This is a genomic window from Pseudomonas sp. CVAP#3 (assembly GCF_018986375.1).
Lineage (GTDB): Bacteria > Pseudomonadota > Gammaproteobacteria > Pseudomonadales > Pseudomonadaceae > Aquipseudomonas > Aquipseudomonas helvetica.
The window spans coordinates 1-22,247 of sequence record NZ_JAHMSC010000006.1; the positions used below are offsets into that span (position 1 = coordinate 1).

18 protein-coding genes and 1 pseudogene are annotated in these 22,247 nt (G+C 61.1%); 14 read left to right on the forward strand and 5 right to left on the reverse strand.

Annotated elements, in window-relative coordinates:
• Positions 1-321 precede the first annotated feature (321 nt).
• The 8 genes from KRR23_RS12250 to KRR23_RS12285 all read left to right on the forward strand — a co-directional run bounded on the left by KRR23_RS12250 (position 322) and on the right by KRR23_RS12285 (position 9,540).
• Entirely contained in the window at positions 322-1,218 is an 897-nt protein-coding gene (locus KRR23_RS12250; protein WP_216742707.1) for a TauD/TfdA family dioxygenase, read from the forward strand.
• A gap of 26 nt (positions 1,219-1,244) precedes the next feature.
• Positions 1,245-2,270 (forward strand): ABC transporter substrate-binding protein, encoded by a 1,026-nt coding sequence (locus KRR23_RS12255; protein ID WP_054594995.1) that lies wholly within the window; start codon positions 1,245-1,247, stop codon positions 2,268-2,270.
• A gap of 5 nt (positions 2,271-2,275) precedes the next feature.
• Complete coding sequence (locus KRR23_RS12260; protein ID WP_216742708.1) at positions 2,276-3,136, forward strand: ABC transporter ATP-binding protein; 861 nt, start codon at positions 2,276-2,278, stop codon at positions 3,134-3,136.
• 19 nt (positions 3,137-3,155) lie between these two features.
• On the forward strand, positions 3,156-4,022 hold the full coding sequence (locus tag KRR23_RS12265) for an ABC transporter permease (protein ID WP_216742709.1): 867 nt from the start codon (positions 3,156-3,158) through the stop codon (positions 4,020-4,022).
• Between the two features lie 77 nt (positions 4,023-4,099).
• On the forward strand, positions 4,100-5,020 hold the full coding sequence (locus tag KRR23_RS12270; protein WP_216742710.1) for a LysR family transcriptional regulator: 921 nt from the start codon (positions 4,100-4,102) through the stop codon (positions 5,018-5,020).
• Positions 5,021-5,301: 281 nt separating this feature from the next.
• The gene (locus tag KRR23_RS12275) at positions 5,302-6,840 is read left to right on the forward strand and encodes an MFS transporter (protein ID WP_216742711.1); all 1,539 of its coding nucleotides are present in this window, start codon (positions 5,302-5,304) and stop codon (positions 6,838-6,840) included.
• 25 nt (positions 6,841-6,865) lie between these two features.
• Positions 6,866-7,936, forward strand: a complete 1,071-nt coding sequence (locus KRR23_RS12280; RefSeq protein WP_216742712.1) for an HlyD family secretion protein — start codon at positions 6,866-6,868, stop codon at positions 7,934-7,936.
• Positions 7,933-9,540, forward strand: coding sequence for an efflux transporter outer membrane subunit (locus tag KRR23_RS12285; RefSeq protein ID WP_253912061.1), 1,608 nt, complete (start codon positions 7,933-7,935; stop codon positions 9,538-9,540). The genes KRR23_RS12280 and KRR23_RS12285 overlap by 4 nt, the downstream gene beginning before the upstream one ends.
• 18 nt (positions 9,541-9,558) lie before the next feature.
• Here KRR23_RS12285 and KRR23_RS12290 read toward each other — a convergent pair whose 3' ends face one another.
• The 3 genes and pseudogenes from KRR23_RS12290 to KRR23_RS12300 form a co-directional block, all read right to left on the reverse strand.
• Entirely contained in the window at positions 9,559-10,248 is a 690-nt protein-coding gene (locus tag KRR23_RS12290; protein WP_216742714.1) for an NYN domain-containing protein, read from the reverse strand.
• Positions 10,249-10,528: 280 nt separating this feature from the next.
• Positions 10,529-11,233, reverse strand: a pseudogene (locus KRR23_RS12295) (DUF3142 domain-containing protein); the annotation flags it as partial.
• Positions 11,234-11,248: 15 nt separating this feature from the next.
• Positions 11,249-13,417, reverse strand: a complete 2,169-nt coding sequence (locus tag KRR23_RS12300; RefSeq protein WP_216742716.1) for an outer membrane assembly lipoprotein YfiO — start codon at positions 13,415-13,417, stop codon at positions 11,249-11,251.
• Between the two features lie 163 nt (positions 13,418-13,580).
• Between KRR23_RS12300 and KRR23_RS12305 the strand changes: the two genes are divergently transcribed.
• Genes KRR23_RS12305 through KRR23_RS12320 form a run of 4 tightly spaced genes read left to right on the forward strand, consistent with a single transcriptional unit; the run spans position 13,581 to position 18,308 of the window.
• Positions 13,581-14,363: an efflux RND transporter periplasmic adaptor subunit gene (locus KRR23_RS12305; protein ID WP_216742717.1), complete on the forward strand. Its 783-nt coding sequence runs from the start codon at positions 13,581-13,583 to the stop codon at positions 14,361-14,363.
• Positions 14,360-15,679, forward strand: coding sequence for an HlyD family efflux transporter periplasmic adaptor subunit (locus tag KRR23_RS12310; protein ID WP_216742718.1), 1,320 nt, complete (start codon positions 14,360-14,362; stop codon positions 15,677-15,679). Before KRR23_RS12305 ends, KRR23_RS12310 begins: the two co-directional genes overlap by 4 nt.
• Entirely contained in the window at positions 15,680-17,776 is a 2,097-nt protein-coding gene (locus KRR23_RS12315; RefSeq protein WP_216742719.1) for a biotin/lipoyl-binding protein, read from the forward strand. It abuts the gene before it with no gap.
• Between the two features lie 16 nt (positions 17,777-17,792).
• Positions 17,793-18,308: a GNAT family N-acetyltransferase gene (locus KRR23_RS12320; protein WP_216742720.1), complete on the forward strand. Its 516-nt coding sequence runs from the start codon at positions 17,793-17,795 to the stop codon at positions 18,306-18,308.
• Here the strand turns inward: KRR23_RS12320 and KRR23_RS12325 are convergent.
• Positions 18,301-18,612 (reverse strand): hypothetical protein, encoded by a 312-nt coding sequence (locus tag KRR23_RS12325; protein ID WP_216742721.1) that lies wholly within the window; start codon positions 18,610-18,612, stop codon positions 18,301-18,303. The two genes, KRR23_RS12320 and KRR23_RS12325, sit on opposite strands and share 8 nt — an antisense overlap.
• A 52-nt stretch (positions 18,613-18,664) precedes the next feature.
• On the reverse strand, positions 18,665-19,285 hold the full coding sequence (locus KRR23_RS12330) for a phage tail protein (RefSeq protein ID WP_216742722.1): 621 nt from the start codon (positions 19,283-19,285) through the stop codon (positions 18,665-18,667).
• A 172-nt stretch (positions 19,286-19,457) separates the two neighbouring features.
• On the opposite strand from KRR23_RS12330, the gene KRR23_RS12335 reads away from it, so the two are divergent.
• Both KRR23_RS12335 and KRR23_RS12340 read left to right on the forward strand, forming a co-directional pair.
• On the forward strand, positions 19,458-21,050 hold the full coding sequence (locus tag KRR23_RS12335; protein ID WP_216742723.1) for a glycosyltransferase family 39 protein: 1,593 nt from the start codon (positions 19,458-19,460) through the stop codon (positions 21,048-21,050).
• A 292-nt stretch (positions 21,051-21,342) separates the two neighbouring features.
• Positions 21,343-22,179 carry a sulfotransferase gene (locus tag KRR23_RS12340; protein ID WP_216742724.1) on the forward strand — a complete coding sequence of 279 codons (837 nt, stop codon included), beginning with the start codon at positions 21,343-21,345 and terminating at the stop codon, positions 22,177-22,179.
• The last annotated feature ends 68 nt before the right edge of the window (positions 22,180-22,247 follow it).

A 22,247-nucleotide genomic window follows, 5' to 3' on the forward strand; every position in this document is an offset into this window, starting at 1 on the left:
AGTCCTGTTGAATACAGAACTCAGGCCGCTCAGGCATAGACATGTAAACGTCCAGCTTTTTGGGGTCAGATCATTCCGCGTGGGAATGCCGCCATGGACGCTCTGCGTCCACTGTGACGCGGAGCGTGGGGACAATCATCGGAGAAAGCCATATCGTTATTCGTTAACGGTATTTAAATACTCGCTCTTATATCTATAAAGTCAAACCCCTGCGTACCCACCGACCAATCGGCGTGCCGCACGAAATGAACCCACACGGGACCTCCGTGAGTTTCTGATCGACGCGCACGCCATTGAGCGTGCTCTGCGTGGGAGTGATGTATGCCTGTACTGTCCGCTTCGCCCAGCGCCGCGACCCTCGCGCCGCAAACGTTCGAGATCCGCCCGTTCAGCGGCGCCGTCGGTGCCGAAATCATTGGCCTGAACCTCGCCTTGCCGGTCAACGAGCAAGACTTCGCACGCATCCACCGCGCGCACCTGGAGCACCATGTCGTGGTGTTCCGAAACCAGCGCATCAGCCCCGAACAACAGATCGCCTTCAGCCGCCGTTTTGGCGTGCTGCAGATCCATGTGCTCAAGCAATTTCTGCTGACCCGTCACCCGGAAATCCTCATCGTTTCCAACATCATCGAAAACGGCCAGGCCATCGGCCTCGGTGACGCCGGCAAGTTCTGGCACTCCGACCTGTCCTATAAAGAACTGCCGAGCCTGGGCTCGATGCTCCACGCTCAGGAGCTGCCATCCGAAGGTGGCGACACACTGTTCGCCGACCAGCACAAAGCCTGGGACACCCTACCCGAAGCGTTGCGCAAAGCGGTCGAAGGACGCTCTGCTGCGCACTCCTATACCGCGCGTTACAGCGAGAGCAAATTCGAAGGCAACTGGCGCCCGACCCTGACCCCGGAGCAACTCGCTCAGGTTAACGAAGTGGTGCATCCGGTGGTTCGCACTCACCCGGAAAACGGTCGCAAGGCACTGTTCGTCAGCGAGGGTTTCACCACCCGCATCGTCGGTTTACCGGAAGACGAAAGCCGGCAACTGCTGGCCGAGCTCTACGCCCACAGCGTGTTGCCGGAAAACATCTACCGCCATCAGTGGCAGCCTCACGACCTGGTGTTCTGGGATAACCGTTCGCTGATTCACCTGGCCGCCGGTTGCCCGAGCCATCTGCGCCGCAAGCTCTACCGCACCACCATCCAGGGCGACGCGCCTTTCTGATCGGCCGCATTTCGGAGATACCTGCCATGTCCAAACGTATTCCATTCGCGCCGCTGGCCGCCGCCATCGGTCTGGGTTTCAGCCTGCTCGCCGGCAGTCTGGTCGCACCGACTGTGGCGCACGCCGAAGGCGAAATTCGCATCGCCGAGCAGTTCGGCATCGTTTACCTGCTGCTCAATGTGGTCCGCGACCAGCACCTGATCGAGAAGCACGGCAAGGAAGAGGGCATCGACATCAAGGTCGACTGGACCCAGCTCTCCGGCGGTGCGGCCGTCAACGATGCATTGCTCTCAGGGTCCATCGACATTGCCGGTGCTGGCGTTGGCCCGTTGCTGACCATCTGGGACCGCACTCACGGCAAGCAGAACGTCAAAGCGGTCGCCTCGCTGGGCAACTTCCCGTATTACCTGGTGAGCAACAATCCGAAGGTCAAAACCATCGCCGATTTCACCGAGCAGGACCGTATCGCGGTGCCGGCGGTCGGGGTTTCCGTACAGTCGCGATTCCTCCAGTATGCGGCGGCCAAGCAGTGGGGTGACAAGGAATTCAATCGCCTCGACAAGTACACCATCGCTGTCCCTCACCCGGACGCCACGGCTGCGTTGATCGCTGGCGGCACTGAACTGACCGGGCACTTCTCCAATCCGCCGTTCCAGGATCAGGCGCTGGAAAACCCTAACGTCCATGTCGTGCTTAACACCTATGACCTACTGGGCCCGAATTCGCCGACCGTGTTGTTCGCCACCGAGAAATTTCGCAACGAGAACCCGAAAACCTACAAAGCCTTCATCGAAGCCCTGACCGAAGCTGCTGAATTTGCCCAGAACGACAAGGGCGCAGCGGCGGACACTTACCTGCGGGTGACCAAAGCTAAAATCGACCGCGCCGCGCTGCTGAAAATCATCGACAACCCGCAGTTCGAATTCAGCGTTACGCCGAAAAATACCTATCCGTTGGCCGAATTCCTCTACCGCGTTGGCGCGATCAAGAACAAACCAGACTCGTGGAAGGACTACTTCTTCCAGGACGCCAAACCGCTGCAAGGGAGCTGACTGCCATGAACGCTCGCTTGCAAGGCCACGCGGCCAGCAGCTCGACCGCCAGCACACAGGCGTTGCTCGCGGTCGATCACGTCAGCCTCGAATACCGCACGCCGCAACGGGTGGTGCGGGCAACACATCAGGTCAGCTTCGAGGTCGATCCTGCCGATCGTTTTGTGTTGCTCGGCCCCTCCGGCTGCGGCAAGTCGACCTTGCTCAAGGCCGTTGCAGGGTTCATTGCACCCTGTGAAGGGCAGATCCGCCTGCAAGGGCGGGCGGTCAGTGGTCCGGGGCCTGACCGGATTGTGGTGTTTCAGGAGTTTGATCAACTGCCGCCGTGGAAAACCGTCAAACAGAACGTGATGTTTCCGCTGCTGGCCTCGCAAACCCTCAAGCGCCGCGAGGCTGAAGAGCGGGCGTTGCACTACCTCGACAAGGTGGGACTGGCGGCGTTTGCCGATGCCTATCCACACATCTTGTCCGGTGGCATGAAGGCACGGGTGGCGATTGCTCGGGCCTTGGCCATGCAGCCAAAAATCTTGCTGATGGATGAGCCATTCGCCGCGCTCGACGCGCTGACCCGACGCAAGATGCAGGAGGAATTATTGCTGCTGTGGGAGGAGGTGCGTTTCACCCTGTTGTTCGTCACCCATTCCATCGAAGAGGCGCTGGTGGTGGGTAACCGGATCCTGTTGCTGTCGCCTCATCCCGGTCGGGTGCGGGCGGAAATCCACAGCCATCAATACGATTTGCACAGCCTTGGCGGCGTGGCGTTTCAACAGTCGGCACGACGCATTCATCGGTTGTTATTCGATGAAGGCCAGTCTGCCGAGAGCGAACTCGAACTGGATTTCAACGATATCCGCATCGCTTATTGAGCGGCTGGAGGAGTGCCCGATGAGCCATTCATCACCTGCGCGACAAGAATATGAAGTTGAGTTGCAACCCCTGTTGAGCGTTGCGCTGGAGCGCGAATTGCCCCTTGGCCAGCGCCTCTGGCAGCAGGGCTGGTTGCGTAAAAGCCTGATCCTGATTCTGCTGGCGGTGCTCTGGGAAGCCGTCGCCCGCTATCAAGACAATGACCTGTTGCTGCCGAGCTTCCTGCAAACCGGCCATGCGCTGTACGACGGGTTGCTCAGCGGAGAGTTGCTGGGCAAGGTCGGGATTTCGCTGGTGGTGCTGCTCAAGGGGTATCTGGTCGGTATCGTCCTGGCGTTTGCCCTGACCACGCTGGCCGTGTCGACCCAATTCGGCCGCGACCTGCTGAGCACCCTGACCTCGATGTTCAACCCATTGCCGGCGATTGCCTTGTTGCCGTTGGCACTGCTGTGGTTCGGGTTGGGGCAGAACAGCCTGATTTTCGTGCTGGTGCATTCGGTGCTCTGGGCCTTGGCCCTGAACACTTATGCGGGGTTTCTCGGGGTCTCGGAAACCTTGCGCATGGCCGGCCGCAACTACGGCCTGAAGGGCATCCGGTTGGTGCTGTTCATCCTGATTCCCGCCGCGTTGCCGTCGATCCTCGCCGGACTGAAAATCGGCTGGGCCTTCGCCTGGCGCACGCTGATCGCCGCCGAGCTGGTGTTTGGCGCTACCAGCGGCAAGGGCGGCCTGGGCTGGTACATCTTCCAGAACCGCAACGAGTTGTACACCGACAAGGTTTTCGCCGGGTTGGCGGTGGTGATCCTCATCGGTTTGCTGGTGGAGAACCTGGTATTCGACACTCTGGAGCGAGTCACGGTGAAGCGCTGGGGAATGCAGCGCTAGGCTTCTGGTTCTGTGGTGATAGGGATGTTTGCTAGGATTGCGCCTGAATCAATTCTGATCAGCGATGAGTGCTCAGCATGCAACTCCCGGACATGAACCTGTTGGTCGCCCTCGACGCCTTGCTCGACGAGGGCAGTGTGGTAGGCGCGGCGCGGCGGATGAACCTCAGCCCGGCGGCGATGAGCAGGACCCTGGCCCGCGTTCGCGAAGCGCTCGGTGATCCGATTCTGGTACGTGCCGGTCGCGGGTTGGTGCCGACGCCCAAGGCGCTGGAGTTGCGCAGCCAGGTACGCGATGTAGTGGAACAGGCGGCGATGCTGTTTCGTTCGGCGGACAAGGTGGATTTGCGCAGCCTACGCCGACGTTTCAACGTGCGCGCCAATGACTTTTTCGTCGGGGTCTACGGCGGCCGGTTGATCGACACGCTGAACCGTCAGGCACCGCATTGCGAGTTGCGCTTTGTGCCGGAGGGCGATGGTGACGATGAGGCGCTGCGCGAAGGGCGGATAGATCTGATGGTCAGCAACACACGCCCGCGAACTCCGGAAGTTAAGGTCCAGAACCTGTTTGCCACGCATTTTGTCGGTCTGGTACGTGAAGGTCACCCACTGCTTGAAGGCGAAATCACTGCAGAGCGTTTCGCCGGGTTTTCGCACATTTCCATGTCTCGTCGCGGAATTGCCCGAGGGCCGATCGATACGGCGCTCAACGGTTTGGGGCTGGAGCGTCGCGTGGCCTTGATCGCTCCCAGCTTTCACGCGGCGATGTTCGTGCTGCCAGACTCCGATCTGATTCTGCCGGTTCCCAAAGAGGCGTTGCTCAGCGTGACCCGACTTGGGCTGCGGCTGAGCTCCTTTACTTTGCCGATCCCGCTGCCAACCTTGATGCTGACGCAGGCCTGGCACCCGCGTTACGACAAGGACCCGGCCCACCGCTGGCTGCGCGAAACTTTGAAAGCCAGTTGTGATGAGACATGGCTGGCGGCGCAGCCGTCCTGACAGCAGCAGACTACTTTTGTGGCGAGGGAGCTTGCTCCCGCTGGGCGGCGAAGCAGCCAAAAACTAGCCCATGAGGTGTGTCAGCTAATACACGGCAGTACATTTACGAGTGCCGCGCCCTGGTGCGCCAGCCCGGTCGGGCGGGAGCAAGCTCCCTCGCCACAAGAGCCTCGCTACTCATGTGTCTGGCACACTTATAACCTGTCGATAAGTCAGTTTTCGTCAGCTGTCTGCGTTCATAAACTGCCCCGGTATTTCTGTAATCCGGAGCTGTACTGAACATGACCTCCCTCGCTGTCCCCGCAACACTCGAAGCGGCCAGCAAATCTTCCGTCGGTATCCCACCGATCTTCGGTCCACGCATCATCATCGGTCTGGTCGGTGTGTTGTTGGCGGTGCTGGTGTCGGGCCTGAACGAGATGGTAACCAAGCTCGCCCTGGCTGACATTCGCGGTGCCTTGGCCATTGGTTACGACGAAGGCACCTGGCTCGTCGCCAGCTACACCGCAACCTCCGTGGCGGCGATGGCGTTTGCGCCCTGGTGTTCGGTGACCTTTTCACTGCGGCGTTTCACCCTGTGCACTATCAGCCTGTTCACCGTACTCGGTGTGTTGAGTCCCTTCGCGCCGAACTATGAAAGCCTGCTGCTGATGCGCACCTTGCAAGGTCTGGCGGGTGGGGCGTTGCCGCCGATGTTGATGACCGTCGCTCTGCGGTTTTTGCCGGCCAACCTAAAACTCTATGGGCTGGCCGGCTATGCCCTGACGGCGACGTTTGGCCCCGGACTGGGCACGCCGCTGGCGGGTTTGTGGACGGAGTACCTGAGTTGGCGCTGGACCTTCTGGCAAATCATTGCGCCGAGCCTGCTGGCGATGGTCGCAGTGGCGTACGGATTGCCACAGGATCCGCTGCGTCTGGAACGCCTGAAACAGTTCAACTGGCGTGGCCTGCTGCTAGGTTTTCCGGCCATCTGCATGCTGGTGATCGGGATCTTGCAGGGCAATCGCCTGGACTGGTTCGAGTCGAGCCTGATCGGTTGGCTGCTCGGTGGCGGGCTGTTGTTGCTGGTGCTGTTTCTGGTCAACGAATGGTCGCAACCGGTGCCGTTCTTCAAATTGCAGATGCTCGGCATCCGCAACCTGTCATTCGCCCTGTTGACGTTGGCCGGGGTGCTGGTGGTGTTGCTGGCGGTGATCATCATCCCGTCGAGTTACCTGGCGCAGGTTCAAGGCTATCGGCCGATTCAGACCGCCCCGGTAATGCTGCTGATGGCCGTCCCGCAACTGATTGCACTGCCGCTGGTGGCGGCGTTGTGCAACTTGCGCTGGGTCGATTGCCGTTGGGTACTGGGCATCGGCTTGAGCCTGTTGGCGCTGTCCTGCATCGGCGGTTCGCAGCTGACGTCGGCGTGGATTCGCGATGACTTCTACGGGCTGCAATTGCTGCAGATTTTCGGCCAGCCGATGGCGGTGCTGCCGTTGTTGATGCTCTCGACCGGCAGCATCAGCCCGCAGGAGGGGCCGTTTGCGTCGGCTTGGTTCAACACCGTTAAAGGCCTCGCGGCGGTGATCGCCACTGGTGTGCTGGATGCGCTGACCACGGCGCGCCTGCATTTCCACTCAACGATGCTGGTCGACAACCTCGGCAACTCACCGCTGGCCGACAGCGACAGCGCGGGTCTCGCTCATCGATTGCACCAGCAAGCGGTGGTGCTGACCTCGTCGGACTTGTACCTGTGCATGGCCGGGGTCGCGCTGGCGCTGATCCTGCTGATTTTCTGGCTGCCGACGCGGATCTATCCGCCGCGCGCGCCGACTTGAACGTTTATTGAAACAGAAGGTTTTTATGACGATCCCTACGAAATCCAAATTCACCGGTGCAGCTGTCGCGGTGTTGGCGGCTGGCGTGCTGGTTTACCTGTTGGCGCCGGGCGTGTTCGGCAAGAAACCTCAACAGACCACCAACGACGCGTTTATCGCCGCCGACTTCACGCTGGTCGCGCCGCGCGTGGCCGGGTTTATCAAGCAAGTGCTGGTCGAAGACAACCAGCAGGTCAAGGCCGGGCAGTTGCTGGCGCTGATCGATGACCGGGATCTGCGCGCCGCAGCGCAAGCCGCGGATGCCGAAACCCTGGTGGCCAAGGCACAGCTGCAAAACGCTCGGGCAACCCTCGAACGCCAGGCGTCGGTGATCGCTCAGGCGCAGGCCACGGTGGTGGCCGCGAAAGCAGAAATGGCTTTCGCCGAACATGAACTGAACCGCTACAACCACCTTGCCGGAGTCGGCGCCGGCACGGTGCAAAACGCCCAGCAAGCGCGTACCCGCATCGACCAGGCTGGCGCACGACTGGCCAATGCCAGCGCAGTGCTGGCGGCGGAACGCAAGCAGGTGGAGATCCTCACAGCCCAGCGTGACGCGGCCGAAGGAGGGTTGAAGCGCGCCCATGCAGCGCTGGAAATGGCCAGTTTCGAGCTGTCCTATACACGCATCGTGGCGCCGGTGGATGGCATGGTCGGCGAGCGTGCGGTACGGGTCGGTGCCTATGTCACGCCGGGCAGCAAGATTCTCGCCGTGGTGCCGCTGGCGCGAGCGTATGTGGTCGGTAACTTCCAGGAAACCCAACTCTCTGACGTACAGTCTGGGCAAAACGTGGAAGTGCGTGTCGATAGTCTCGGTGGTGAAACCTTGACCGGTCGGGTCGAGAGTGTCGCACCGGCTACCGGCGTGACCTTCGCTGCCGTGAAACCTGACAACGCCACCGGTAACTTCACCAAAGTCGTGCAGCGAATTCCGGTGAAGATCGTCCTCGATCCCGGCCAACCGCTGGCAGAGCGTTTGCGGGTGGGGATGTCGGTGGAGGCGAGTATCGACACCGTCAACCCGGCGACCAGTGCGCGTGAGGTGACGCAGCGATGAGCACTGGCAAACACCCATTTCTGTGGCGAGGAGGCTTGCTCCCGTTGGGTCGCGAAGCGTCCCCAAAACCTGCCGCCGCGTTTCCCTTGGTACACCGCGACATCTTTTTTGCGAGCGCTACGCGCTCGAGCGGGAGCAAGCTCCCTCGCCACAAAGGCCTTGGCCAGTCAGTGCTTGTTGCGCTGGGTTTGTTTTCGCTGGCAGCCTGCACCGTCGGCCCGGACTTTGTGCGACCGCAAGCACCGCAGATCGAAGAATGGTCAAAACCACAAAAAGCCGCTGCCAGCCAAGCGGTGACGGCCGAAATGAACGAACGCTGGTGGGAGGTCTTTCATGACCCGCAGCTGTCGGCGCTCAGCCGCCGTGCATTGACCGGTAATCTCGACCTGCAACTCGCCGGCAGCCGCTTGCAGCAAAGCCGCGCGGCTCGTCAGGTGATCACCGCCGAGCAGTATCCCACCACCGCCGCGACCGGCAGCTACGGACACAAACGCAACAGCGCGCAAGGCTTGATGGACCCGTCCGGCAACAACGGCCGCTCGGCGTTCAACCTCTGGGATGGCGGATTCTCAGCCTCCTGGGAAGTGGATTTCTGGGGGCGTGTGCGGCGCGAAGCCGAAGCCGCCGACGCGACTCTGGAAGTGGCAGAGAATGATCGCCGGGGTGTGCTGCTCTCAGTGTTGGCGGAAACCGCTCAGGACTACATTCAACTACGCGGCGTGCAAAGCACCCGGGTTGTCACCGAGCAAAACCTTGAGGTCGCGCGGCACAGCCTGAAGTTGTCGCAGTTGCGTCTGGCCGATGGTGTGGCCACCGATCTGGATGTCGCCGAAGCCGCCGCTCAGGTGGCAACCATCGAAGCGCGCCTGCCCGCGCTTCAGCAGCGTCAGGCGCAGTTGATCAACGCCTTGAGCCTGTTGATGGGAGAACGGCCGCAAGCGCTGCAAGCCGAGTTGTCGAAGGACGCCCCGGTGCCGCAAACCCCGCGTCAAGTCGCGATCGGCCTGCCGTCGCGACTGGCTGAGCGGCGCCCGGACATTCGCCAGGCCGAGGCTCGACTGCATGCCACCACCGCCAGCATCGGTGTGGCCAAGGGCGATTTTTATCCGCGCATCACACTGTCTGGAAACCTCGGTTCGCAGGCCATGCAATTGAGTGATTTTGGTTCCTGGGGTTCGCGTCAATTCGGCATCGGCCCGCAGTTCAGCCTGCCGCTGTTCGATGGTGGTCGCCTGCGCGGTATGCTCAATTTGCGCGAGGCGCAGCAACAGGACGCGGCGCTGGCCTACCAGAAAACCGTGCTGCGGGCCTGGCATGAAATCGACGATCAGTTGACGAGCTTCAACGCCAGCCAGCTACGCCGCGACAGCCTTGCCGAAGCCGTGCGCCAAAACCAGATCGCCCTGCACACCGCGCAACAGCAATACGTCGAAGGCGTGGTCGATTTCGTCAACGTCCTGACCGTACAGGGCGCGCTGCTGGCGACCCAGGAACAACTTGTGGAAAGCTCGACCGGCGTGTCGCTGGCGATGGTGGGGTTGTACAAGGCGCTGGGAGGTGGGTGGGAGTCGGTGTATCCGTTGGCTCAGAACGTGAGGGAGTGATGAGACTGAAGCGTGCGGTCACCAGTACTCGGGTTTGATTGCAGGTGCTTTGCGTGTAGAGACTCGAGAGGGAAACTGATGAGCCTCTAGCTCCTGCGTGGTGATGACCCGTCGCATCCAGTGTGAGAATTCTTTCAGAGAACCTGGAGCGGCACGCTTGAACTCAGGTCTGTGGGGTAGAACGATTCCTACGGTCATCTCAGGGAAGTCTTCTCGAATGGCTCTCAAGGCCGGTGTCATGTCGGTATCACCAGAGACCAATATCAGTTGTTCGATGCGATCTGTCTCGCTGATGAGGGCTTGTCTGGCTGCAATGCGGTACATGCTGATTGCGATATGTACGTCTGTTTCTTTCTCTTCGAGCTTCCAGATGTCGACTTTGTCCTGACGCGACGCTCCGGTTTTTTTATCAATGAAGCGTGGGGCCTTGGCGGGTTCGAGCTGATGTCGGCCATAGTGGACACGGACATCACTGGCTTTCAGCGCTCGGACATAGGAGTCTTGGGCTTCCTTTGATACTCGGCCGCGGGTCGCAAGCTCAGGTTTGACAGACGAGGTGAAATAATCGACGGATGCCAACGTGCTGGCCGGGTTTTCTACGTAAGCGATATGGGCCAGTAGTTTCGACAAGTCCAGCCACTTGTAAGGCGTACCCGCCAGCAGGCCATAGAAAAGGTTGTAACCGTCGACGAAGAACGCTGTGCGCACAATTCCAATCCCTGGAAACGAAAAAACCGGCCGAGGCCGGTTTTTTCACCCCAACTGCCAGCGAACTGAATCACTGCGTACGGGGTTGAGTAGTGGGGCCGATGCTAAGTCGAGTTGACACTGACGTCAACTGCAACCTAACAAAGAGATCATGCAGGGATGGCCGACGCTCCAGCACCCGCGGTGGTTGTTTTTGCCCTAGGAGGCCATTGGCGTCAAGTCACGGCGAGCTTGGTTTTATGAGCCAATATTACGGTTGCGTTTGCGTCATATAGCCTGCCTACCGATTCTGCAAAAACACCACATACCCGCGAAACCACTCGTTGTCCTTCAAATACCCCGGCTCCTCCCATTCGCCGCCCTGAATCAGCCCGACCTTGAACGGCAAGCCGAGCCTGTTCAGCCTTGGCAGGTAGGCGGCGTAGTTGGGGATGCTGTGGCGGCCCTGGTAGGTTTGCACCACCACTTCATCGACCACGCCTTTGAGCTGGCCGATCACCTGCGGATCGGCGTGGCTGCTCCAGTCCATCAGGCCGGTGATGCTCAGGCGATACTGGGCGGGCAGGCGTTGGCGCAGGTCTTTGAGGAAGCTGACGTATTCGTCGAGGTAGCGGGTGCGGGCATCGAAGTCGATCTGGATGCCGACCACCGGGTTACCCGCCTGTTGCCAGCGCTGCACCTGCCCCAGCAATTGCTGATAGACCGGCTCCGGCCAGCGTAGCGTGTGGGCGCGGTAGGTCACCCAGACTTCGCCCTGGGTCAGGCGCGGGATAGCGATGCCTTGGGCGATGAAGCGCACGCCGCGCTGTGGCGTGCGGCGTGATTCGCTGATCTGCCCTTGCAGGACATACAGGGTTTTCGCCTGGGCCAGTACTGGTTGCGTGTTGACCCCGCTCCACAGCCAAAAGGCGTCGTACTCGCCGGCGTCGACGGCCGCAAAGGATGGGGCGCTGACCAGCAGTGCGAGCAGCGCCAGGCCTTTGAGGAAATCTCTCATGGCTTACCAGTAATACTGCAGCGACTTGCCCCATTGAGTATCGGCAAAACCGCTTTTCAGCTGGCGGAACCAGGCCTTGCGCACAGCCGGTTCGACATCTTTGCCACCGCAGCTGTTATTGCCCGAGGGCGCATAGCAGTTGATGGCGCGGAACAGAGCGTAAGCGCGGTCTTCCTTCGGCGCTTTGGCGTTGTCGATGACCTGGCGATAACCTTCGTGCCGGGAGTAGATCTCGCCTTTGAATGCCGACCCTGTGGCACCGAGTTCGGACTTGTTGGGTTTGGCTTCCAGCGGTGAACTGTCGAGGCCATTGCGCAGGATGAACTCACCCAGGCAGTTCAGGCCTTTGGGGTTCTTGCCGTCCGCCTGAAGGGTCGCGGCAACCTCGGCGATGCTTGGGCAGTGGTAGCCCGATTCAGCCTTGTCGCCCTGCCAGCGGAACATCGTCAGCGGCTGGCCGGTGCTGTAGAAATAGCCAATGCTGACGCCGAGTTTGTCCGTCGACGGCTCGGCCGGCAGTCGTTTGAAGTCTTCGGCAAACTCGGCGTACTGACTGCGCAGCAACTCTTTGTAGAGCAGCACGAACAGCGCGCTGTTGCGCTCGGTGGCGTCCGCGCCCTGGCTGAATTGCTGACGCAGCAGTGGGGCGTCGGCCACTAGCCGTTGCAGGCGATAACGCACGGCAGGTGTCTTGATCGGTGAGTCGGCGGCGAACACTTTGCCGAGCCGCTGGCTGAGTTCGTAGTTGAAGGCCAGCGCCAGTTCGACCTGCTCGCGCTGCAACGGCTGTTTGACCTTGCCCAGCAACTCCAGCCACAGCGCTTCGGCTTCCGGCCATTTGTGCTGCTCATGCAGGGCGATGCCGCGCAGCATCTGTTGGCTGAAGGCAAGGTAGTCGAGCTTGTCCGGGACGCTGCCCGGGAGGACGTTCAGTGCCTGCTCGGGATTTTTCTCGAGGTACACCAGCACCGCAGCTTGCAGGTAGTCGTAGAGTGCTGGTTGCTGGGCAAACGAGGCTTTCTGCGCTTGCAGCGTCTTGAGGTTGAAAGGCGTCTGGTAGGTGCCGATGCTCAGCAAGTCTTTGACCGCCAGCAGCAGCGGCGCCTGAATACCGTTATCCGGCTGGGTCAGCAGTTTGCTGTCGACCTCTTCCACCAGTTCCGGCAGGGTTTTGTTGCGCTGGGCGTCAGTGGCCTGGGTGAGTTGCCAGGCGTAGTCATCGGCGAGTTTCTGATCTTCGCCGGCCAGCCAGTGCACGCGGCGGATCAGGCCTTTGGCCGACGCGCTGTACTCGCCCTGTGGATAAGTTTTCAGATAGTTGTCGAAGCCGGTTTCGGCCATTTGCAGGTTCGCGTTATCCACATGCTCGAGCGTCGGCAGGCCCATCTCGTCGAAAGCGTTTTGCTGAGCCGCGTTGAGCGCAATGCGCGCGGCCATGTACAGCGCGGTTTCCTTGAGCCAAGGCTGTTCGCTGTTGTTCAGGCTGGCGAAGGTTTGCGTGGCCTCGGCGAACTGGCCGCCATAGAACTGCGCCGCGCCGCGCAGGTACGTGAGGAAGGCTTTACCCGGTTCAGAGGTGATTGAGGCGGGCAGCAGGCTGTTCAGTTGATCGGCTTCCCAGCTGCATGCGGCGAGCATCTGGAGGCGGCTTTGCGCCAGGCTTTGGCGTTCTTCGGCGGGCAATTGAGTGGTTTTCAGCAGTTGCGCGAGGAACGCGGCGGCGCTCTCTTCACTGTTGCTGCGGCAGCGGCTGCCTTCGCCTTCGATGAACTGATTGCCGGCAATGGTCGAGGCTTCGTGGCTGATGCCGAGTTGGCGCAGGGGCTCATCGAGCACTGAAACCGGGGCCGTTTCAGGAGGTGGCGTCGGGGCCTGCGTTGGCGGTGAGTCGAGACGTCCGAGGTCGAACGGCACCGGGCCGTAGCCGGCCTCGCGGTCAAAATCACCCAATGGCGCCGGGTTCAGCGCTAGCGCGCCTTGATCGGAGAGCAGCAAGCGCAAATTGGCGCGGCTGTCGTTGCCAGGGTTGAGGAAAGCCACATTGTTGCAGCGTCCGTCGCCGCTGAGCGACAGTTCAGGCGTACAGGCGTCCTGATCGTAGCTGGCGTGGGCCGGGAGTGCGCAGGTTGTGGCAAGTGCCAGAGCGAGGGGCGACAGAAGACCGATACGCATGAATTGTCCTTAATCCGCAAACGCTGAAATCGAGGCCGCGATCATACCGCGCGCTGATCTCGAATTTGCAGTGCCGAGCCGCAATTTCGGGCAGTGATGGCTGATTGCTTGACGCTGGTCGAAGCTGTCTTAGACTCCGACCATCTGTCAGGGAGACATGGCTATGCGGCGTTTTTGTGGTTTGGCGTTAGGTTTGATCGGGCTGGCAGGCGTATCACAGGCGCAAACGCCCGTACCAGACGATCCGCTGCTGGAAAGCACCAGCACAGGCAGTCATGCCACAACCAGCAGCGAAGCCCGCGGTGTGTTGCGTGCTCGCGATCAAGCGGTGCTTGCCAGTGAACTGCCCGGCAGAATTGTCGAGTTGCCGTTCAGTGAAGGCGAGTCCTTCAAGAAGGGTGACACCCTGGCGCGTTTCGACTGCTCGGCCTTTCAGGCCCAGCTCAACGCCGCACAGGCCGCCAGCCGGGGTGCCGGCGAAGAGTTGGCCCACAACAAACAACTCGCTTCGTTGAACTCGGTCGGACGTTTTGAAGTGGCGCGAGCCGAAGCCAAACTCAGCGAAATTCAGGCGCAATCTCAGGTGTATCAGGTTCAGGTCAAACGCTGCAGCGTTGTCGCGCCGTTTGACGGCCAGGTCGTCGCACGCAAGGTTCAGCGTTATGAAAGCGTCGCCGCCGGTGCGCCGCTGTTGGACATCGTCGACAACCGTAGCCTGGAAATCCACCTGCTGGTGCCCTCGCGCTGGATGGGCAAACTCAAGCCCGGACAGACCTTCAGCTTCGTTCCCGATGAAACCGGCCAGCCCATCGACGCCACGGTCAAACGCCTCGGCGCGCGAATCGACGAAGGCAGCCAGACCTTGCTGCTGGTCGCAACGGTGCCCAACGCCAGTGGCTTACTGGCCGGGATGAGCGGCACGGCGCGCTTCGTGGAGTTCAAGTGAACGCGCCCGTCGTTGGTGGCGCCGAACAGGTGTTCGCGCGCTTTCTGGAGCTGGAGCGCCAGACCCGTGCCGCGCGCACTACCGAACAACTGGCCTACAGCCTGGCCAATGACGGTCAATCCTTGTTCGGTTTTCGTCATGCGGCGCTGTTGATTGCCGGCAAGGTGCGGGCGATTACCGGTGTCAGTGCCGTGGAGCCGAATGCGCCGTTTGTAGCGTTCGTCGAGCAAGCGGTGGCGCAGTTGTTCAAGCTCGAGCTGGTGAAACAGGCGCGGGTCATTCCGGCTACGTCGTTGAGCGGGCCGATTCAGGCCGACTGGCAAAGTCTTTCTGCCACACAAGTGTTTTGGCTGCCGCTGATTGATCGCCAGGGCCAGGTATTCGGCGGTGTGTGGCTGGCTCGCGATGTACCGTGGAATCCGTCCGAGCAAGTGCTGTTGTCGCAACTGGGTGACACCTACAGTCACGCCTGGCTGGCGCTGCAACCGCGTCAACCGTGGCGCTTGCGCTGGACCCGCAAACGTCAGGTCGCCTTGGCGGCGGTGCTGGTGCTGGGCTTGTTGATTCCGGTACGCCAGTCGGTGCTGGCGCCGGCCGAGGTCGTGCCACTCGGCGGTCGGGTGGTGGCGGCGCCGTTGGACGGGGTGATCGCCGAGTTCCTGGTCAAACCCAACCAGAACGTGAAGACCGGCGACCTGTTGCTGCGCTTCGAAGGCACCACGCTCAAAGCCCAGGCCGACGTCGCCGACCGGGCCTTGGGCGTGGCGGAAGCCGAGCTCAAGGCCAACGCCCAGCGCGCCTTTGCCGACGCCGAATCGAGTTCGAAAATTGATTTGCTGGCCGCGCGGGTCGAGCAGAAACGTGCCGAGCGCGATTACGCCCGCGAACTGCTCAAACGCAGCGAAGTGCGTGCCGAGCGCGACGGCATTGCGGTGTTCGCCGACGCCGAACGCTGGACTGGAAAACCGGTGCAGACCGGCGAGCGGCTGATGGAAATCGCTGACCCGAGCCAGGCGGAATTGCGCATCGAACTGGCGGTCGGCGATGCGATTGCACTGGAGCCGGGCGCGCAGGTGGCGCTGTTTCTCGACAGCGATCCGTTGCAACGGCATTCGGCCAGACTCGAACGCTCGGCCTATGAAGCGCAACCGACGGCCGGCGGCCAGTTGGCGTATCGGCTCGACGCCAGTTTCGAGGCCGCGCCGCCGCGTATCGGCTTGCGCGGTACGGCGAAAATCTTCGGCGATCGTGCGCCGTTGGCGCTGTACCTGTTGCGCAAGCCGCTGGCCGGCTTGCGCCAAAGTGTAGGTCTCTAGATGACATTGCCCAGCCTGCGTGCCGATTTACAGTTGCAGATGGCCGCCCCGGCGCTGGACGGATCGCCGCGCTGGACCTTGGCCGACCCGCTGCGCGGGCGCTACTTCAAACTCGGCGCCGCGGCCATGCGTTTGCTGCGTCATTGGTCGTTGGGTGATCCCGAGCAAGTGCTGCGCGCCGCCAATCGCGAACCGGGCTTGCCTCTGGATGTCGCTGAGCTTGAGCAGTTGCTGAGTTTTTTGCGCGCCCACGACCTGATTTCCGCCCTCGATCCGCAACAGCGCGCCAGTTATGGCCTCAAGGCCGCCGCGCAGCGTCAGAGTGTCTGGCAGATTTTGCTGCATCAATACCTGTTCTTCCGGATTCCACTGTGGCGCCCGGACACGTTCCTCAATCGTGCCTGGCCATGGCTCGCGCGTTTTGGTCCTGGAGCGTTGCGTTATGGTTTGCCGCTGACCCTGGGGCTGGGGGTGTTTCTGGTGTCGCGAGACTGGCAGCGCTTTATCGCGACCTTCCCGCACTTGTTCAGTCTTGGCGGTGCGTTGGCGTTCGGGGTGGCGCTGTTCTTTGCCAAGCTCTGTCATGAGTTCGGCCACGCCTTCATGGCCAAGCGCGCCGGCTGTCGGGTGCAGAGCATGGGGGTGGCGTTCATGGTGCTGCTGCCGATGTTTTACACCGACGTCAGCGACGCCTGGCGGGTCAATGATCGGCGCGCGAGGTTGCTGATCGGCGCGGGCGGGGTGCTCGCCGAGTTGCTGCTGGCATGTATCGCCTTGCTCGCCTGGTCGCTGTTGCCGGACGGGCCGGCGCGGACGGCGGCGTTCATGCTCGCCAGCGCGACCTGGCTCACTACGCTTGCGGTCAACCTGAACCCGTTCATGCGCTTCGATGGTTATTTTTTGCTCAGCGACTTCTGGGAAGTGGACAACCTTCAGGGTCGGGCATTTGCTTTGTGTCGCTGGCGATTGCGCGAGGCGCTGTTCGGTTACGGCGAGCCGGCCCCGGAGCCTTGGTCGCCGTCGATGCAGCGGCGTTTGCTGTGGTGGGGATACGGCTCGTGGCTGTGGCGCGCGGTGCTGTTTTTCGGGATTGCGCTGGCGGTGTATCACCTGTTCTTCAAATTGTTGGGGATCTTCCTGATGATGGTTGAGCTGGTGTGGTTCATCTTCTTGCCGATTGCGCGTGAGTGGCGTGAATGGTGGAGCCGCCGCGAACAGGCCCATGCACCGCGGGCGTTGCTCAGTGGCCTGGGATTGCTGGCGGTGATTGCCGTGCTGGTGCTGCCATGGCGCAGCGCGGTGGAACTGCCGAGCATGCTCGAGGCTGGCCGGGTCAGTGCCTTGCATGCGCCAGTGGCGGCACGGGTCAAGCAGCTGAATGTCCACGACGGGCAGATCGTCGCCCAGGGCGATGTGTTGATCGAGCTGGAGTCGCCGGACCTGGATTCGCGTCAGGCCATCGCGCGTCGGGAAATCGAGATCCAGCAATTACAGATGCGCCGTCAGGCCGGACGCAGCGAAACTGCCGCCGATGCCGGCATCGTCGAACAACGGCTGGCGGAAGCGGTGGCCGAGTATCGCGGTTTGGCGGCGCAGCGCGAGCGCCTGCTGCTGCGGGCGCCCCAGGCCGGCCAAGTGCGCGATCTGTTGCCGCAACTGGCCGTTGGCCGCTGGTTGTCGCCTAAAGATACCCTGGCTCGGGTCGTCGAAGAGGGTGCGCGACTGCGCGGTTATCTGGCCGAAGCCGAGCTGTGGCGGGTTGCACCCGGTGCGACGGGACGGTTTATCGCCGAGGACCCGATGCACCCGGCGGTGGCGGTCGAGTTGACTGAAATCGACACCAACGGCGCGGTGGTTGTCGATCAGGAAGCGCTGACCTCCGACCACCACGGGCCGATTGCCGTGCGCCGCGATCAGAGCCAGCGCGCCGAGCCTGTGCAAGCGCAATACGCGGTGCGGCTCAAGGTGCTCGACGGCATTGTCACCCCGGTGCAGCCATTGCGCGGCGTGGTGGTGTTGCAGGGCGGCAGTGAGTCGTTGCTGGGGACCGCCTGGCGCCGATTGGCGGCGCTGGGCGTGAGGGAGAGTGGTTTTTAGCGCAAGGAGCATCACGATGCTGAACAACAGTGCCAATGCCGCAGACGGTTTGGTGGTGCGCCCGTCGCGGGCGACCGATGGGCCGTTTCTGGAAAGCCTCTATCATGCGGCGCGCCCCGATCTGCAATGGATCGACGGCGAACGCGAGTTGGTCGAGGAGGTCATCGCCCAGCAGTTTCGGGTGCAGGAGCAGGGCACCGGGGAGCGCTTCCCCAACGCGCTGCACTATGTGGTAGAGAAACTCGACACCCCGATTGGCGCATTGACCGCCGAGTTTGGCAGCAACGAAATTCGCGTCCTGTATCTGGCGTTCATTCCGGCGGCCCGAGGCAAGGGCTATGGCCGTACGGTGTTGCAAGGCGTGCAAAAAGCCGCCGAACAGGTGCGCTGCCCGGTGAGCACGGTGGTCTGGGCGAGCAACCCTCATGCGCGCCAGCATTATCTGGCGCTGGGGTTTCAGGTCGAGGAGCAAAGTGTCGCGGCTGAACGCCTGGTCTGGTATCCCAACCAGCCGCAGATTCTGGTCAGTTGAAGGTGATGTAGAAATACGCCCGGCTTGCGTCGCGCCCCAAGGCCAGTGTGCGCGATACGAATATGCCTTCGATACGGCCCAGCTCAGGCAAGTCGATCGCACAGAGTCCATCGACGAACGAGGTGGGCAGCGGGCTGCTCAAGGTCACGCCAAAAGGCATTCGGCTGCTCTCTGACAAGCGTGCCCTGGGCGTGTCTTCTACCGATTCGATGATCACGGACAGTTGGCTGCCATCCTCCAGGTACAAGCGGGTGGGTGTTTCCAATAGCTGTCGAAAATGATCGCTGTTGACCTGTTGTTGCATGGCCTGGCTCCAGAAAAGTGAAGAACCGAGGCCTTGGGCCCCGGCGGCATGTTCAGTTGCGAGACGGGAAAAGACCGTTGAGGCACATGCTGAAGTTCAGGACCAGGAACGGGTTCATCGTGTCCATGGGCACGCCACCGCCGATGGGCGCTACGGAGACGGCGACGTTGACGGTGCCGCCAACGGAGGTGCTGACACCTTGCAGCGGCACGGGCGCAGTGCCCTGTGCGGTGGAGTAAATATTGGCCGTGCCCGGGCCGCCGCTGGAGGCACCGATAAAGGCATTGGTACTTGATGGCGTGCTCGAGGGGGTGGCAGCAACACTGGCCAGGTTGACGGTGGTGTTGGCCGTCAGGTTAGGGGTGCCGACAGCGGTCGCCGTGGGTGTGTGAATGGGCAGGTTGCTCACCGTGGCGGCGGTTTTTTCGGCGCCGGAGGAGGTGCCGATCACCCGTGGGGTGAGGTTCAGGCCCAACCCCTGACACAAAGGCAGGCGACCGCGCAGGTCCGGCAGCATGAAGTTTGTGGTGCCGTTGCCGCCGTAATTGGTGCCGAGCAAGGCGAACAGCGCCTGGAACTGGCCGACTTGCATGGTCTGCCCGTTGCACAACGCCCAGCCGCTGGGAGGATAGTTGAAAGCGAAGGTCTGGATGGTTCCGGTAAACACTTCCATGGTTGTTATCCCTGTGTTTTTTGGAGGAGGCCGGCGTGTCCGCCGACCACCGATCAGCGTAGCCGCAAAGACGAATGCCGCTACATTGCGTGCGTGCAGGGAATGGGGCAGCATCCACACCCAATTCAAGGTCCAAGCCTTATAGGGCCTTTTCAATCACCCAGGGGGATAGATGGAATACCGTAGAGAAACAGAGCTTGTCGGCAAGCCTGATGCGTGTGCTGCACGCACTCGGCTGACGGCCTCGGCGCGTCTGTTTCAATGGCTGACCGATTACGGGATCTGGCCAATTGTGCTGTTGGCGGCGTTCGTGCGGTTTTACGACCTGACAGCCGCGGCGATCTGGGGCGATGAAGGCTCCAGCCTGCTGATGAGCCAGTACGATCTGGCCGGGATCTGGTTTCACGCGGCCCGTGATGTGCATCCACCGCTCTATTTCATGGTGCTGCACGGCTGGATCGAACTGTTTGGCGACAGCATGCTCTCGATTCGCGGCCTCAGTGCGCTACCGGGGATCGCCACGGTCGCAATGGGCGTCTGGCTGGTACGGTTGATCGCCAACCCGCGGGCGGCGTTGCTGGCCGGGTTGTTGCTGGCGCTATTCCCCTCGGCGGTGCGTTACAGCCAGGAAGTGCGGATGTATTCGCTGCTGGGCGTGTTGCTGCTGGGTGCGACGATTGCACTGGTGTATTGGGTCAAACAGCCCCAGCGTGCACGGTATCTGGTGATCTATGCGCTGTTGATGGCGGCGGCGTTTTACACCCACTACTTCACGGCCCTGTGCGTGATTGCCCATTGGTTGTACCTGCTGGTGCTGCGGGTGCAACCAGGCGAGCGGTTGCGGCACATCAACCGCCCGGGCTGGTGGCTGACCAATGCAGCGATCGTGCTGCTGTTTCTGCCGTGGGTCCCGCAGTTGCTGAGCCTGGTTCAGCACATGCCGGAACTCAAGGCCAGCGGCGATGTGGGCTGGGAAGATCCGGTCACTCTTAGCTCTCTGCCGTCCATGGTCTGGACCTTCATGATCCAGAGCGATGATGACTTCCTGCACAGGTCGGTGTTTTTCGCACTGCCGGTGCTGTTGTTGGCCGTGATCGTGTTGACGGTGCTGCGTGATCGTAGCGTCTACCGCTGGAGTGCCTTGCTGGCGATTTACGCGGTGGTGCCGCTGGTGCTGGTTTTCCTGGTGTCGTTCATTTCGCCGGTGTTTATCGAGCGCTACGTGACGGCCTTTGCGCTGGGGTTGCCGCTGATCATTGCCCTGAGCGTCGATGGCCTGAAAAAAGGGGCTCGGGTGCTGGCCCTGGCATTTCTCATGCTGTTTATCGGCATTGAAGGGGTGGGCCTGAAAAACAACGCGACGGTCGATCCAAATGACCAGCTCAATGTGACAGTGGAGTTCATCAATCAGCATTACGAGCCGGGTGATCAGGTCGTCATCAGCGATCTGCTCTGGTACATGCCGTACGTCTACTACGATCGCACCGTCGTCCAGCCGCGGCTCTTTACTCCGCCCTTGGCCAATGGCACGTCCAGTCGCCCGAATGCCTACGGTTTCGGTACGCTGGTAGAGGAAGCCGCCGACAAGATTTACCTCGATCGGCTCACCGACCTGCCACCCGAAGCGCACCGTGTGTGGTTGTTCAGCACCGCTGACCAACCTGATGAGTTCGCACCGTTGCCCGCTGACTGGCAGAAGATCAGTGAAAAAGTCGCCGGCAATGCGCGGGCGCGGTTGTTTGTCATCAACAGCCCCAAAAAATAACGGGTAGTACGGCGAAGAACGTCAGTTACCTGCAAATCAAAAGATCGCAGCCTTCGGCAGCTCCGCCTAAACCGTGAGCTGCCGAAGGCTGCGATCTTTTGACATTCAAGGCTTCAACTGAAGGTATCCACAAGACGGTTATTGGCTTAAACGTTTCACTCTGTGCGCATTCATTACAACCACACCTTCTACAAGGTTTTAGTTCCGATTTGATATCAAAACACCACTGTTCGGATCCAATTTCGTAGGCTACGCTTCGTCCTACAAAAGGACTTACGACTACGGTGAAGGGATGCAGCAATTCCACTTTATCTCCGGCTTGCCGCGCTCAGGCTCGACCCTGCTTTCTGCGATTCTGTTGCAGAACCCGCGTTTTCATGCCGGTATGACCAGCCCCGTCGGCTCGCTGTTCTCCAGTGTCCTGGAGCAATGCAGTGCCGGCAGCGAATTTGGCGCGGTGATCGACACTCCGCTCCGCCGTCGTCTATTGCGCGGTCTGTTCGACTCCTTCTATGCCGACCAGGCAGATACACCCGTTATCTTCGATACCAATCGCCAATGGTGCTCGCGTCAGCCTGCGCTACGGGAACTGTTTCCCAAGGCCAAAACCATTGCCTGTGTGCGCAATGTCGCCTGGGTGATGGACAGCCTTGAGCGTCTGTACCGCGCCAATCCGTTCGAGAACACCAAGCTGTTCAATGACGAAATCGAGCGCCATACCGTTTACAGTCGTTGTGAAACCCTGGCCCAGCGCAATCGTCTGGTGGGCTTTGCCTGGACCGCGCTGAAAGAGGCTTATTACGGCGAAAACGCCGACTCGCTGCTGATCGTCGATTACGACCTGCTGAGCCAGGCCCCTGACCGGGTCATGCGGTTGATCTACGATTTCATTGGCGAACCCTGGTTCGAGCACGATTTCAACAACCTCGCCTATGACGCGCCGGAATTCGACCAGGCGCTCGGGGTATCGGGGCTGCACAAGGTCAAGCGCTCGGTCGCGCTGGAGCCTCGGCGCACGATCCTGCCGCCGGACCTGTTCGACAAATACGCAGAATTATCCTTTTGGCACGATGGCTCAGCCAGCGCCGCCAACGTTATTCGCATGAAAGCCGACGCCGCGATCAGTTGATTGCGGCGTTTTTTATTTGCGCGGTAATAAAAGTTCGAATCCGGGTGAGCAGCATGTGGTGGAGCAAA

What these genes read in the sequence shown, in the direction of transcription:
- KRR23_RS12270 (WP_216742710.1), top strand. Translation starts at nt 4,100, where the DNA reads ATGCAACTCCCGGACATGAACCTGTTGGTCGCCCTCGACGCCTTGCTC.
- KRR23_RS12335 (WP_216742723.1), top strand. Translation starts at nt 19,458, where the DNA reads ATGGAATACCGTAGAGAAACAGAGCTTGTCGGCAAGCCTGATGCGTGT.
- KRR23_RS12315 (WP_216742719.1), top strand. Translation starts at nt 15,680, where the DNA reads ATGACATTGCCCAGCCTGCGTGCCGATTTACAGTTGCAGATGGCCGCC.
- KRR23_RS12280 (WP_216742712.1), top strand. Translation starts at nt 6,866, where the DNA reads ATGACGATCCCTACGAAATCCAAATTCACCGGTGCAGCTGTCGCGGTG.
- KRR23_RS12260 (WP_216742708.1), top strand. Translation starts at nt 2,276, where the DNA reads ATGAACGCTCGCTTGCAAGGCCACGCGGCCAGCAGCTCGACCGCCAGC.
- KRR23_RS12285 (WP_253912061.1), top strand. Translation starts at nt 7,933, where the DNA reads ATGAGCACTGGCAAACACCCATTTCTGTGGCGAGGAGGCTTGCTCCCG.
- KRR23_RS12305 (WP_216742717.1), top strand. Translation starts at nt 13,581, where the DNA reads ATGCGGCGTTTTTGTGGTTTGGCGTTAGGTTTGATCGGGCTGGCAGGC.
- KRR23_RS12255 (WP_054594995.1), top strand. Translation starts at nt 1,245, where the DNA reads ATGTCCAAACGTATTCCATTCGCGCCGCTGGCCGCCGCCATCGGTCTG.
- KRR23_RS12320 (WP_216742720.1), top strand. Translation starts at nt 17,793, where the DNA reads ATGCTGAACAACAGTGCCAATGCCGCAGACGGTTTGGTGGTGCGCCCG.
- KRR23_RS12325 (WP_216742721.1), bottom strand. Translation starts at nt 18,612, where the DNA reads ATGCAACAACAGGTCAACAGCGATCATTTTCGACAGCTATTGGAAACA.
- KRR23_RS12250 (WP_216742707.1), top strand. Translation starts at nt 322, where the DNA reads ATGCCTGTACTGTCCGCTTCGCCCAGCGCCGCGACCCTCGCGCCGCAA.
- KRR23_RS12300 (WP_216742716.1), bottom strand. Translation starts at nt 13,417, where the DNA reads ATGCGTATCGGTCTTCTGTCGCCCCTCGCTCTGGCACTTGCCACAACC.
- KRR23_RS12330 (WP_216742722.1), bottom strand. Translation starts at nt 19,285, where the DNA reads ATGGAAGTGTTTACCGGAACCATCCAGACCTTCGCTTTCAACTATCCT.
- KRR23_RS12265 (WP_216742709.1), top strand. Translation starts at nt 3,156, where the DNA reads ATGAGCCATTCATCACCTGCGCGACAAGAATATGAAGTTGAGTTGCAA.
- KRR23_RS12340 (WP_216742724.1), top strand. Translation starts at nt 21,343, where the DNA reads ATGCAGCAATTCCACTTTATCTCCGGCTTGCCGCGCTCAGGCTCGACC.
- KRR23_RS12275 (WP_216742711.1), top strand. Translation starts at nt 5,302, where the DNA reads ATGACCTCCCTCGCTGTCCCCGCAACACTCGAAGCGGCCAGCAAATCT.